The organism is Draconibacterium halophilum (assembly GCF_010448835.1).
In the GTDB taxonomy this organism is placed as follows: domain Bacteria; phylum Bacteroidota; class Bacteroidia; order Bacteroidales; family Prolixibacteraceae; genus Draconibacterium; species Draconibacterium halophilum.
Genome location: NZ_CP048409.1, coordinates 965,380 through 978,730, shown reverse-complemented (window position 1 = coordinate 978,730; position 13,351 = coordinate 965,380). Strand labels below are relative to the sequence as shown.

Annotated in this window: 10 protein-coding genes; 8 read left to right on the top strand and 2 right to left on the bottom strand. The window is 40.8% G+C overall.

Features of this window, described 5'->3' with window-relative positions; genetic code table 11:
* Positions 1 to 132 precede the first annotated feature (132 nt).
* The gene (locus tag G0Q07_RS03915) at positions 133 to 2,316 is read left to right on the top strand and encodes a KamA family radical SAM protein (RefSeq protein WP_163344861.1); all 2,184 of its coding nucleotides are present in this window, start codon (positions 133 to 135) and stop codon (positions 2,314 to 2,316) included.
* A 28-nt stretch (positions 2,317 to 2,344) separates the two neighbouring features.
* Here the strand turns inward: G0Q07_RS03915 and dapF are convergent, their stop codons facing one another.
* Positions 2,345 to 3,208, bottom strand: a complete 864-nt coding sequence (gene dapF, locus G0Q07_RS03910) for a diaminopimelate epimerase (protein WP_163344860.1) — start codon at positions 3,206 to 3,208, stop codon at positions 2,345 to 2,347.
* Positions 3,209 to 3,383: 175 nt separating this feature from the next.
* Between dapF and G0Q07_RS03905 the strand changes: the two genes are divergently transcribed.
* The gene (locus G0Q07_RS03905; protein WP_163344859.1) at positions 3,384 to 4,517 is read left to right on the top strand and encodes an AAA family ATPase; all 1,134 of its coding nucleotides are present in this window, start codon (positions 3,384 to 3,386) and stop codon (positions 4,515 to 4,517) included.
* A gap of 132 nt (positions 4,518 to 4,649) precedes the next feature.
* Positions 4,650 to 5,879: an LL-diaminopimelate aminotransferase gene (locus G0Q07_RS03900; RefSeq protein WP_163344858.1), complete on the top strand. Its 1,230-nt coding sequence runs from the start codon at positions 4,650 to 4,652 to the stop codon at positions 5,877 to 5,879.
* 645 nt (positions 5,880 to 6,524) lie between these two features.
* On the opposite strand, the gene G0Q07_RS03895 is transcribed toward G0Q07_RS03900, so the two are convergent.
* Complete coding sequence (locus G0Q07_RS03895; protein ID WP_163344857.1) at positions 6,525 to 7,739, bottom strand: pyridoxal phosphate-dependent aminotransferase; 1,215 nt, start codon at positions 7,737 to 7,739, stop codon at positions 6,525 to 6,527.
* A gap of 236 nt (positions 7,740 to 7,975) precedes the next feature.
* On the opposite strand from G0Q07_RS03895, the gene ald reads away from it, so the two are divergent.
* From ald to G0Q07_RS03870, 5 genes are all read left to right on the top strand, one after another.
* Positions 7,976 to 9,088, top strand: coding sequence for an alanine dehydrogenase (gene ald, locus G0Q07_RS03890; protein ID WP_163344856.1), 1,113 nt, complete (start codon positions 7,976 to 7,978; stop codon positions 9,086 to 9,088).
* 116 nt (positions 9,089 to 9,204) lie between these two features.
* Positions 9,205 to 10,014, top strand: coding sequence for an ion transporter (locus G0Q07_RS03885; protein ID WP_163344855.1), 810 nt, complete (start codon positions 9,205 to 9,207; stop codon positions 10,012 to 10,014).
* A gap of 155 nt (positions 10,015 to 10,169) precedes the next feature.
* Positions 10,170 to 10,964 carry a thymidylate synthase gene (locus G0Q07_RS03880; RefSeq protein WP_163344854.1) on the top strand — a complete coding sequence of 265 codons (795 nt, stop codon included), beginning with the start codon at positions 10,170 to 10,172 and terminating at the stop codon, positions 10,962 to 10,964.
* Positions 10,965 to 10,976: 12 nt separating this feature from the next.
* A complete protein-coding gene (locus tag G0Q07_RS03875) occupies positions 10,977 to 11,480 on the top strand; it encodes a dihydrofolate reductase (RefSeq protein WP_163344853.1) in 504 nt (167 codons plus the stop codon).
* Between the two features lie 118 nt (positions 11,481 to 11,598).
* Positions 11,599 to 13,338: a M14 family zinc carboxypeptidase gene (locus G0Q07_RS03870; protein WP_163344852.1), complete on the top strand. Its 1,740-nt coding sequence runs from the start codon at positions 11,599 to 11,601 to the stop codon at positions 13,336 to 13,338.
* Positions 13,339 to 13,351: the final 13 nt, after the last annotated feature.

The following is a 13,351-nucleotide window of genomic DNA, read 5'->3' as shown; positions in this document are numbered from 1 at the left end:
CAACGGCATAATATTTTGATTTTCAATACAAAAGTTTCACAAAGCACCTGCAAACACTACTTGTTTTCCTTTGATTTAAAATCAAATTTTAGTACCTTAAATGATCCAACAACTTTATTTAAAAAATTCGCCATGGATTCAATTGCTTTCTGGGACAATGTTGGAATCTCCATACGCGCACGAAAAATTCTTCAAAAACTGTTAGCCGAAAATCCGGTTCTTGAAAACATAATACGAAATGCCGACAACGTAGTTGAAGTTCATGCGGCTTTACGCAACTGGGTTATGCCCATTTTAAAACGCAATCCGGCTGCCGAAAGTTATTATCTGAATAAATCTACCGATCCGGAACCGGAAGAAAAACTCAGCTGGCAGGACTTGGCGGCTATACGTATTCTCGATTATATCGACAATGCCGGCAAAGAATTTCCCGATCAGAATATTGGCGGACAATTGGCGCAAACCAATCCGTTTAAAATGCTCTGGCTGGCTACTCATAAAGGAAGCAGTGGTGCAGAAGCGGCTTTTTTCGAGGACATGTTGCAATTGTTTCGCCAGTTAAATGATACACAAATTCGAACACATCCCACAAAAAGCCAGGTAGAAAACTGGATGAAGAAATATCCATCGGGACTTGATCCTGTGGTGGAAGAACTACGACAAGATAATAAAAAGAGGATCATCCGGATTTTGATCGAAAAAATCGATAGTGGTGATATTTCCAGCCGAAGGTATTCCTTTGAATCAGGTTTGAGTTTTGCCAATAAAGAAAAGCTGATGAATGAGTGGTGGCTAGATAGCAACTTCCATTTACGCTTTGCTATCCGTTCTCCGGAGTTGTTGAACGAAATGCTCGACTACACACTTACCGAAGAAACAATGAAGGTGCTGAAAAAGGCCAGAAGAAAAGGCATTCCATTTTTTGTCAATCCGTATTACCTTTCGCTGTTAAATTCATATATCCCCGATTATGTGGTGGGTGCCGACATGGCCATTCGTTCGTACGTAATTTACAGCAAACAACTGGTTGAGGAGTTCGGAAAAATTGTAGCCTGGGAAAAAGAAGACAAGGTAAAACCCGGCGAGCCAAATGCTGCAGGCTGGATTGTACCCTCATATAACATCCACCGACGCTACCCCGAAGTAGCCATTTTTATTCCCGATACGGTTGGCCGTGCCTGTGGCGGTTTGTGCGCCAGCTGTCAACGGATGTATGATTTTCAGAGCGGGCGCTACAATTTTAATCTCGACAAACTGAAACCCAAAAGAACCTGGGAAGAACGCCTTCCGGAACTACTCGGTTATTTCAGAAACGACGCTCAGCTTCGCGATATACTTATTACCGGTGGCGATGCCTTAATGAGTAGCAACAGAAGCCTGAAACAAATACTTGATGCAATTTACAAAATGGCTCTGGCAAAAATTGAAGACAACAGCTTACGCGCTGAAGGGGAAAAATATGCCGAAATTGTGCGAATAAGAATTGGAACGCGTTTACCGGCTTATCTGCCCCAACGAATAACTCCCAATCTCGGGAAAGTTCTTTCGGAATTTAAAAAGAAAGCCCAAAAGGCAGGCATAAAACAGTTTGTTGTTCAAACACACTTTCAGTCGCCCATGGAAATTACGTTCGATTCAAAACGGGCTGTTCAGCTGCTTCTTGAATCGGGCTGGGCAGTTACCAACCAAGAGGTCTTTACTACTGCAGCTTCAAGGCGCGGACACAGTGCAAAACTGCGTAATGTTCTAAATGAATTAGGTGTGCTTTCCTACTATACTTTCGCAGTGAAAGGATTTAAAGAAAATAAAACCAGTTTTACTCCTAACTCGCGACTGATGCAGGAACGAATGGAAGAAAAAATATTTGGAACAATTCCTAAAAAGGACATGGATTTTGCTCAACATCTCCTACTGCATCCTCAAAAAATTGTGGAGAGTATAAAATCGCTACACAAAGAAGCCGAACTTCCGTTTTTATCCACCGACCGAAGTATTCTTAACCTGCCAGGAGTAGGGAAAAGTATGACTTTCAGAACCATCGGCATTACACGCTACGGTAGGCGGATTCTGGAATTCGAACACGATCCTACACGCACCCACAGTCCTATTATTCATAAAATGGGGAAGGTAATTGTTATCGAGTCAAAATCGCTCGACGAATACCTTAAACAGCTGGAAGAAATGGGTGAAAACCCGGAAGATTACGCCGGCGTTTTCGGATACACCATTGGCCACACCGAACCGCGGATGGCCATGTACGAATATCCGGAATACGATTACCAGATAACAAAAGAAATTACTAACCTGGAAATTTAATCACTGGTTTTGGTAAAAAAAGGATGTTTTATAGTTCCAAATCCTGAATAATTTCTGCACTCAATGTTCCCGTTCCAATCTCGCGAACTTCGCCGGTCATGCGGATTTCCCAATCTTCGTCTATCTCAATGGACAAATCTCCACCCGGCATTTTTATGGTAAGGTTTCGTTCTGTTAATCCTCTTTTAACTACCGTACAAGCCACCGCACACGACGAACTTCCTGAAGCCAGTGTCCAGCCTGCACCGCGTTCCCAAATCATAATCTCAACCTCATTTGGCGAAATAACTTTTGCAAACTGCACATTAATCCGATTAGGAAACATTGGATGATTCTCAATGTCAGATCCGTAAGTTTTAATCTCTTCTTCGTTAAGTTCATCAACCAAAACCACACAATGCGGGTTTCCAACCGAAACACAATTAATCTGAAAAGTTTTGTCGTGCAATGGCAATGATTCGTCAATACATTCAGGTTTCTGAAGATTTACAGGAACTTTTTCTGACTCGAAAATTGCTTTGCCCATATCAACTTTTACCATAAAAGCCTTGCCGTTTTTTTCTTCTGCAATTTCAGCACGAACGAGCCCACCGGGAGTTTCAATGCTGAAACTTTTTGCTGAAGTAAATTCATGGTCGTACAAATACTTGGCAAAAATGCGTAAGCCATTTCCGCTTTTCTCCGCCTCCGACCCATCGGGATTCAGAATGCGCAAACCGAAATCGGCGTTATCGCTGGGCACCTTTAAAAGAATACCATCGGAGCCAATTCCAAAGTGAACATCGCAAATTCGAATAATGGCTTTTTCTGTTAATTCAAATGTTATCTCATCTTGATTTAAAACGATATAATCGTTCCCCAGACCGTGTGATTTTACAAAGAAGTTTTGCATAGTTGTATTATTGTTTAGACAAATGTATCAAACGAAAACCAATTCAGGAATGATCTTGCTTTGCTTTTTCAATATTAGGTGAATAGTACCGAGCACTATTTTGTGACAATAATTATATTTCGTAATTTTGCGACACGCAGTTTTACGACACGCAGTTTTGCGACATAACAAAAAGATGAAAAAAGACAATCCATTCAAATATGGCAGTATTGTAGACAAAGAGGGGTTTTGTAACCGAAAAGAAGAAATCTTTCGTTTGAAAAGCTATATCCAAAGCAGTCAGTCATTGTGGTTATACTCACCAAGGCGTTTCGGGAAAACTTCTTTAATAAACAGGGTTTTCGAAGAAACGAAATCGGTAAAATGTCTTTATCTCGATCTTTACAATATAAAAAGCGTCGATGATTTTTGTAAACGTTACGCCCAACTTTTAGCCAATGAGTTATTCGACTGGAAAGACAATATCAGAAATTTATCAGAGAAATTCATTCAAAATTTCAAAGGGTTAAAACCATCCGTTGTTTTTGACGAAAGGGGTACTCCGTCGTTCTCATTGCAATTAGAAGCAATAAATCAGCAAACAGATGTGGAAACTATTCTTAATATTCCACATAAAATCTGCAAAAAAAACGGACAAAAAATATGTATTGCTTTTGATGAATTTCAAGAAATAAAACGTATTGATCCGTTTCTAATCAACTGGATGCGCTCAGCCTTTCAGTTTCATAAAAATATCAGTTACATATTTTTGGGCAGCAAACAGTCATTAATGAAATCAATATTTTCTGATCAGAATTCGCCATTTTATGAGTTCGGCATGAAAATGCAGCTCAATCCTATTAAACAAGAAGAGTTAGCCAATTTTATTAACGAACGATTTAAAAGCCGGGGTCTAAAAGTCGAACCTTCAGTTGTCGACAAAATCCTTGAAATCACGGAAGGACATCCTCATTATACCCAGTTTTTTGCATCTGAAGTTTTTTACCTAATTCTGACAGGTGAAAACCAAAAAGATGTACAATTCAATAAAAAATGGCTAAATAAAATTATAAACGGACAATCAGACATCTTCCAAAATATATACGATCAACTATCGAACATACAGCGAACGGTGTTACTTACGCTCTCAAGATTATCCCTTAATGAGGAATTATATTCAGCTGAAACAAAAGAAAAATACAAACTCCCTGTTAGCTCCTCGTTAAATACTGCCTTGCACAGCTTAATAAAGAAAGACATTGTTACCAAGCATGGTACTCAATACATAATTTCAAACCCCGTTTTCAAAGAATGGCTGAGAACGATATAGCATTGAGAAGATTTTGCATGCGCATTAAATTAACTTAAATAGCCGTAAAGGCCTTCGGCTACGAAAATACATGCCGATAGATTTTTTTATCTTTACGCCTCAATTACGGAAATCAGTATAAAATAGACAGATATGGCAAAAATTAATGAGAATTACCTGAAACTTCAGGCGGGTTATCTTTTCCCGGAAATTGGACGTAGAGTGAACGAATTTATCGATGCCAATCCCGATAAAAAAGTAATTAAAATGGGTATCGGCGATGTTACCCAACCTTTGGTGCCAAGTGTGGTAAAAGCCTTTCACGAAGGTGTTGACGAAATGGCGAAAGGAGAAACTTTTAAAGGATATGGACCGGAGCAAGGTTATGGTTTCCTGCGCGAAGCCATTGCAAAAAACTCATACCAGGACAGGGGAATTGATATTTCGGCTGATGATATTTTTATTTCTGATGGCTCGAAATGCGACACGGGTAATATTCAGGAAATTTTTGGGAATGATAATAAAATTGCCATTTGCGACCCCGTTTACCCGGTTTATGCCGACACAACCGTAATGAGCGGAAAAACAGGCGCTTGCCAGGCAAACGGTCATTACGAGGGAATAATTTATATGCCTTGTACAAAAGAAAACGGCTTTATTCCTGAGCTTCCGACCGAAACTCCGGATTTGATTTTCCTTTGCTATCCGAACAATCCAACAGGAACAGTAGCCTCGAAAGTAGAGTTAAAAAAGTGGGTGGATTATGCCGTCGAAAATAATGCGATAATTCTATATGATGCAGCATACGAAGCCTTTATTACCGAAGATGGAATTCCACGTTCGATCTATGAAATTGAAGGGGCAAAGAAAGTTGCCATCGAATTCCGTAGCTTTTCAAAAACTGCCGGTTTTACAGGAACACGTTGTGCAATAACCGTTATTCCTGAGGAATTAGTAGCCTACGATTCAAAAGGAAAAGCACATCCGGTAAAAGCATTGTGGAACCGCCGCCAATCGACAAAATTTAACGGTGTTTCGTATCCGGTACAAAAAGCTGCTGCATCTATTTATACAGAAGAAGGTAAAAAAGAAGTTGCTGAAGTAATTACATATTACCTTGAAAACGCCAAAATAATGCGCGAAAGCCTGACAGAAATTGGCTACGAAGTATACGGTGGCGTTAATGCGCCTTACGTTTGGGTAAAAACAAAAGACAACATGACATCGTGGGACTTTTTTGATAAAGTACTAAACGAAGCAAACCTGGTTGGAACTCCGGGATCTGGCTTTGGACCGGCAGGGGAAGGTTACTTCCGTTTTTCGGCTTTTGCCGACAGAGAAAATGTATTGGAGGCAATGGAAAGAGTGAAGAACTTAGCGTAACAAACGGATAAAGAAAAACCGGACTGAAATCAGTCCGGTTTTTTATGCTTTAAACATTCAACTTTTTTGTAAAAATGGCTAGCATTGCCTGATATGAAATTTCCGTTGGATAAAAACTATCTTATTCCAATGGTTTCAAAATTGCATCAAGCCACCATCCATAAGAAACATGCTTTTGTCCTATCGGACTTATTTTACTTTTTGTCTTGAGACAATAAGTAAACAAAAAACTCAAGGCTGCGCCCGCTTCACTCGGAAAAGCTACGCGGCGCCGACTAAAATTCCTGAAACTCGTCGCACCTCCTCAAACAGCAGTAATTTTTTAACGCCGTCACCACTTGTTTTCCGGCTCACCGACCAAGGCCAAGCTTCGATGTAGCTTACGTTATATTCGCGAACGGCCTCTTTTGGGCTTTGTCCGAAGTTGAAATAAAACCATAGTCAGAACGGGAAGCTCTGAAGCATTGAAGAGATCACCCGTCCGAACTTGGGTTTTATAAAAACGTAGTGCGAAGCTCAAAAGGAGCCTTGAGCTCGGAAATGCCTTCCTCGTGCTTCGTTTTCGCATTAAGGCAAAAATGAAGGCCTCCGGCAGGAAAAAGCAACAATGGTTTAAGTGCAGCTAAATTTTACTCCACCTCATTTTCAAACTGCCCCCTTACGCTCTTTTCTTCCCGGATATACTTTAAGGGCTTCTGCCAAAATCTTCAAACAAACTCCCAAATCGGTCTTGTTTAGCACATAGGCAATTCGAACTTCATCCTGTCCTTTATCAGAACCGGTGTAAAAACCTGAAGCCGGAGCCAAAAATACAGTTTGTCCTTCATATTGAAAATCGGACAACAACCAGGCACAAAATTTATCGGCATTATCAACCGGCAATCGTGCAACCGTATAAAATGCCCCCATTGGTATTGGCGAATAAACTCCGTCAATTCTGTTCAATCCATCGATTAAAAATTTCCGGCGCTGCACATACTCGTTATAATTATCAAGCATGTATTGCGGGTCGGCATCCAATGAAGCTTCTGCGGCAATTTGCCCAATAAGTGGTGGACTTAATCGTGCCTGGCAAAATTTAATTACATTCTTTTTTACCTCTTGGTTTTTGGTAATCAATGCACCAATCCGTAAACCACATTCGCTGTAACGTTTTGATACGGAATCAACCAAAACCACATTCTGTTCAATTCCTTCTAAATGAAAAGCGGAAATATAAGGAGCTCCGGTGTAACAAAATTCGCGATAAACCTCGTCGGAAAACAAATACAGGTCGTACTTTTTAACCAGGTCGCGAATGGCATTCATTTCCTGTTGGGTATATAAATAACCGGTTGGATTATTCGGATTACAGATCATAATCCCCTTTGTTTTTGGGGTGATCAGCTTCTCGAATTCTTCTATTGGTGGTAATACAAATCCTTCCTCAATATTACCGGCTATCGATTTAATTTTTGCTCCGGCAACAATTGCAAAAGCTTCGTAATTGGCATAAGCCGGCTCGGGAACAATAATTTCATCGCCCGGATCGAGGCAGCTCATAAAGGCAAAGGTTACCGCTTCGCTACCTCCCGAAGTAACAATAATATCATCTGCCGTGACATCAATATCAAATTTGTGGTAATATTTCTCCAACTTCTGGCGAAAGGACAAAATTCCTTCGCTGGGAGTATATTCCAAAATCTTTCTGTCGATAGAACGAATTGCCGCCAGCGCTTCAGGAGGTGTTGGCAAATCGGGCTGACCGATATTTAAATGGAACACTTTAACCCCTCTCTCTTTAGCTTCATGAGCTAACGGGGCTAATTTCCTGATAGGTGAATCAGGCATTATCCTTCCTCTCTCTGATACTGTCGGCATGTTGTATAATATATTTTAAAAGCAAGCAAAGATAGGATTATCAAACTGAAAATAATAATCTAAAATTTAAGCCAAATTAATATCTTATTGCAAAGTTAACTTGCAAATTTTAATGATATGATGTCATAAGTATTACTGTTAGACTAAATTGTTGCAAATCCTGAGAATATATCATGTTTTAGTCACAAATAGTGGCCTATTTTTGAACTCAGGAAAAAACTCAAATCTATACTAAAATGATAATTGGAGTACCAACGGAAATTAAAAATAACGAAAACCGCATTGCGTTAACACCTGCCGGTGCTGCGGAATTAGTTAAACATGGCCACGAAGTATATATTCAGGCCGGAGGAGGTATGGGCAGCGGATTCCAGGATGAGGTTTACGAAAGTGCCGGAGCCAAAATGCTACCAACCATTGAAGACGTTTACGGCATTGCCGAAATGATCATCAAAGTTAAAGAACCGATTGAAGAGGAATACAAGTTAATTCAAGAAGGACAAATTCTTTACACGTATTTCCACTTTGCATCTTGTGAGCCATTAACACATGCCATGATTGAAAATAAATCGGTGTGTCTGGCATACGAAACTGTTGAACTGCCCGACCGCTCGCTTCCCTTGCTTGTACCAATGAGTGAGGTTGCCGGCCGCATGTCGGTTCAGGAAGGTGCTAAATACCTTGAAAAAACATTTGGCGGCTATGGTGTACTTCTTGGTGGCGTTCCGGGTGTTACTCCGGCAAAAGTATTGATTATTGGAGGTGGTATTGTTGGTACCGAAGCGGCAAAAATGGCTGCGGGCCTTGGTGCCGATGTTACCATTATGGATGTATCGTTACCACGTTTGCGCTACCTCGACGATATTATGCCAGCTAACGTAAAAACCATGATGAGCAACGAGTATAACATTCGCGATATGGTTACATCACACGACGTTATTATTGGCGCCGTACTTATTCCTGGTGCAAAAGCGCCACACTTGGTAACCCGCGACATGCTGAAAACCATGAAACCGGGTACTGTTTTGGTTGACGTTGCTGTTGACCAGGGAGGTTGTTTTGAAACAACGAAGGCTACAACTCATGCCGATCCAACTTTTGTAATCGACGATGTATTGCATTATTGTGTTGCCAACATGCCGGGAGCTGTGCCACGCACTTCAACCATTGCATTAACAAATGCAACACTTCCGTATGCCATTGAGATTGCAGGAAAAGGATGGAAGCAAGCCTGTATCGACAATGAGCCTCTACGTAAAGGACTGAATGTTGTTGACGGCAAAGTGGTGTACAAAGGCGTTGCAGAAGCGTGTGATCTTCCATACGAAAAAGTTGAAAGCATTCTCTAAAAACCAATTCAAAATAATTTCAGAAGCCTTTCCCTTTTTTGGGAAGGGCTTTTTTGTTTCTCCTCCCAAGCAGTTTCATTGCATATTTGTATATTTAATGCCCAATATTGCTCGCTATGGACAAAACCAAAAAGAAAATTTACGAAATAATATTTGAAGCCGATACGCCGGGTGGTAAGTTTTTCGACGTGGCACTCTTATTCGTTATTATTCTTAGTGTGGCTCTGGTTTTACTTGAGAGCGTTCCCTCCATTCGCGACAATCACCAACATTTGTTGCGCATTCTGGAATGGGGCATTACCATAATTTTCTCCATTGAATACCTTTTGCGTATTGCCATAATAAAGAAGCCATTGAGTTATATTTTTAGTTTTTATGGCATTATCGACCTCTTATCCGTTTTACCAACATACATCGGCTTAGTTATTGCCGGATCGCACAGTCTGGTGGTAATTCGTATTTTAAGATTACTACGGGTTTTCAGAATATTAAAACTTACACGATACACACAGGCAGGCCGCACACTGGTAAAAGCGATATGGCACAGTCGGGAAAAAATAAGTGTTTTCATCTTCTTTATAACCATGTTGGTGATTATTATTGGAACCATAATGTATCTTGTTGAAGGCCCGGAACACGGATTTACCAGCATCCCCGGCGGAATATATTGGGCAATCGTTACCTTAACAACCGTTGGTTATGGCGACATCAGCCCCGAAACACCAATGGGGCAGTTTCTGGCAAGTATTGTAATGATAATGGGTTACGCCATTATTGCTGTCCCTACGGGTATCGTTACTGCCGAGATGATCAACCCTACAAGCGAAAAAAATACACAGGTTTGCCCGCAATGCCTGCATTCATCGCACGATGACGATGCTGTTTTCTGCAAGAAATGTGGTTCCCTTCTTAATCCTGAGGCTTAGATTTGGTGATAGCATTTAATGATAGCATCACTCTGAGTGATACTATCACTGTAACTGTGCCCGTTAACAACCTCAGTGCAATTGTGAATATTTAAAGCACGGAAATCGGAAGCAGTTCATTTTGATCGATTATTTTTGTCAGAAATATTTGAAAAATGAGGCAGTATTTAGATCTATTGGAAACCATTTTAGAAAAGGGAGCGGTTAAAGAAGACCGCACGGGAACAGGAACAATCAGTCGCTTTGGCCACCAAATGCGTTTTGATCTGAGCGAAGGTTTTCCGATGATAACAACAAAAAAGCTTCACCTGAAATCGATTATCTATGAATTGCTTTGGTTTCTGAAAGGCGATACCAACGTAAAATATTTGCAGGATAACGGTGTGCGCATTTGGAACGAATGGGCCGACGATGACGGAAACCTCGGGCACATTTACGGCTACCAATGGCGCAGCTGGCCAACTCCCGATGGCGGTCATATCGATCAGATTTCGCAGGTAATTGATACTATAAAAAATAATCCCGATTCGCGACGCCACCTGGTGAGTGCCTGGAATGTTGGCGAACTGGATAAAATGAACCTGCCTCCGTGCCACATCCTTTTTCAGTTTTATGTTGCCGACGGGAAATTGTCGTGCCAGTTATACCAACGCAGTGCCGATGTATTTCTTGGCGTACCTTTTAACGTTGCATCATATGCCTTGCTTACCATGATGATGGCCCAGGTTTGCGACCTCGAACCCGGTGATTTTGTGCATACTTTTGGCGATGCACACATCTATTCTAACCACGTGGAGCAAGTAAAATTGCAGCTAACACGCGAAACATATCCGCTGCCAACAATGAAAATCAATCCGGATGTAAAAAGCATCTTCGACTTTAAATTCGAAGACTTTGAGTTAGTTGGTTACCAGTCGCACCCACACATTAAGGGAGCTGTTGCAGTTTAAAATTTAATTGAAATGACAAATAATATCCAAAAGAATATCTCGATAATCGTTGCTATTGCTGAGAACTTTGCCATTGGCAAAAATAACGATCTGCTGTTTCATTTACCCAACGACCTGAAACACTTTAAAGAAATAACAAGTGGCCATACCATTATTATGGGCCGAAACACCTTGTTGTCGTTGCCAAAATGGCCATTGCCAAATCGTAGGCACATTGTAGTTACCGACAAACAAGACGATATTTTCCCGGGTTGCGAAACGGTTTCTTCCATCAATGAAGCTATTGAAAAAGTGAAGGACGAAACAGAAGCTTTTATTATTGGTGGTGGAATGATTTACAAACAATTTTTCCCCGTCGCAGGCAAACTTTACCTCACGCTGGTGCACAAATCTTTCGATGCCGACACCTATTTCCCTGAAGTTAATTATTCGGAATGGAACGAGGTAAAACGCGAAGATCTGAACGATGAAAAGAACAATTTTGACTATTCTTACCTTGAATTAGAACGAAAATAAAATATTCACATTATTGGTCACTTTGTTATTGAACGATTCTTTCGTCTTCTATAGTCAGTTCTTGTTGTAGAAATCGAAAGTTGATTGCAATTCACAAAGATAAAAAAAACTGCATATTATGATTCTCCGGAAACTTACAACGCTTCTGCTGAGCGTTATTGCCGTATGTTCATTTGCACAAGAACCGCTTTTGGATTTAAAGTACGAGCAAAATTATACACCAACTTACGACGAGATTATTGAAATGTATGAGCTGCTCGATGCGAAGTACGAAAATGCCACTCTTGTTGAAAATGGGCAAACCGATGTGGGCAAACCTCTACACACTTTTATAATTAATAACGAAGCAGAATTCAATCCTGAAACCATAAAAGCACAGGGCAAATCGGTGTTGTTGATTAACAACGGAATTCATGCAGGCGAACCATGCGGAATTGACGCCAGCCTTAAATTTGCCGATAACATTTTACGCAACGCCGATAACCTGGCAGAGCTTCTTGAAAACACGGTTATTGTTATTGTTCCGGCTTATAATATTGGTGGACTTTTAAACCGCAGTGCTTATAATCGTTCGGGGCAAACTACTCCTTACGAAACCGGTTTCCGTGGCAATGCCGGCAATCTCGATCTTAACCGCGACTTTGCAAAATGCGATTCGGAAAATGCCCGTAATTTTAACCGCCTATTTACCAAATGGGATCCCGATGTGTTTCTGGATACCCACACCACCAACGGATCAGAACATCAATATAGTGTTACTTTAATAGCACCGTCGCCCGACATGTTCCCACCGTCGCAGGAAAATTTCATTCGCGAAAAATTGCTGCCCGGCCTTTACCGCAACATGGAAAAAGGTGAATACGAGCTGATTCCGTATGTTAGCTGGATGTACCCCGATCCAAAAATGGGGATTAAAATGACACAGGAAACCAGCCGTTATTCATCGGGGTATGCCAGTCTTTTTAACTGTTACGGAATGATGACAGAAAATCATGTGTACAAAGATTATGCTGACCGTGTAAAATCGTGCTACCAGTTTATTGAGGTGTTGGCAAAGTTCACCTCAGCAAATTCCGAAGAAATTATCGAAAGCCGCAAAACAGGCAGAAAAGAATCGATGACAGCCAAAACCTATCCAATCAATTTTGAATTGGATACCACGCAATTCAGTATGTTGGAGTTTAAAGGTTACGAGGTAGACTACAATCAAATAAGTCCGGTTACCGGATTGCCCCGTTTTGGTTACGACAAAACCCGGCTTTATACAGAAGAAATACCATTCTTCGATGTGTATAATCCCGCAGAAGAAATTAAAATTCCGGAATACTACATTTTACCACAAACCTGGAACAGGGTGATTGAGCGTTTGGAATTAAACGGTATTGAATTTATGCGTTTACCAAACGACACCACAATGGAAGTGGAGGTGTGCTACATTGATGAATATTCGAATGCGAGCCGACTAAACAACGGGCATTATTTTCACGACAAAGTGAGTACCACCAGTGAAGTGCAAAACATTAAATACTATGCTGGCGACTTAGTAATTCCGGTTCGCCAAAAGAAAATAAACTACCTGTTGGAACAATTGGAGCCCAAAGCCCGCGACTCCTTTTTCAGATGGAATTTCTTTGATCAGATTCTGGATCAACGGGAATATTTTTCGTCGTATGGGTTTGAAGAAAATGCGTTGAAATACTTAAACGAACATCGGGAGTTCAAAAAGAAATTTGAAGAAAAACGCCAAACCGATCCTGAATTTGCTAAAAATCATCGGGCGCAGTTGAGTTATATCTATTCCAACTCGGAGTGGGCTGAAAAATCGTATAAACGTTACCCGGTAGCAAGGATTTATTAAAAGTAAAGCGGCC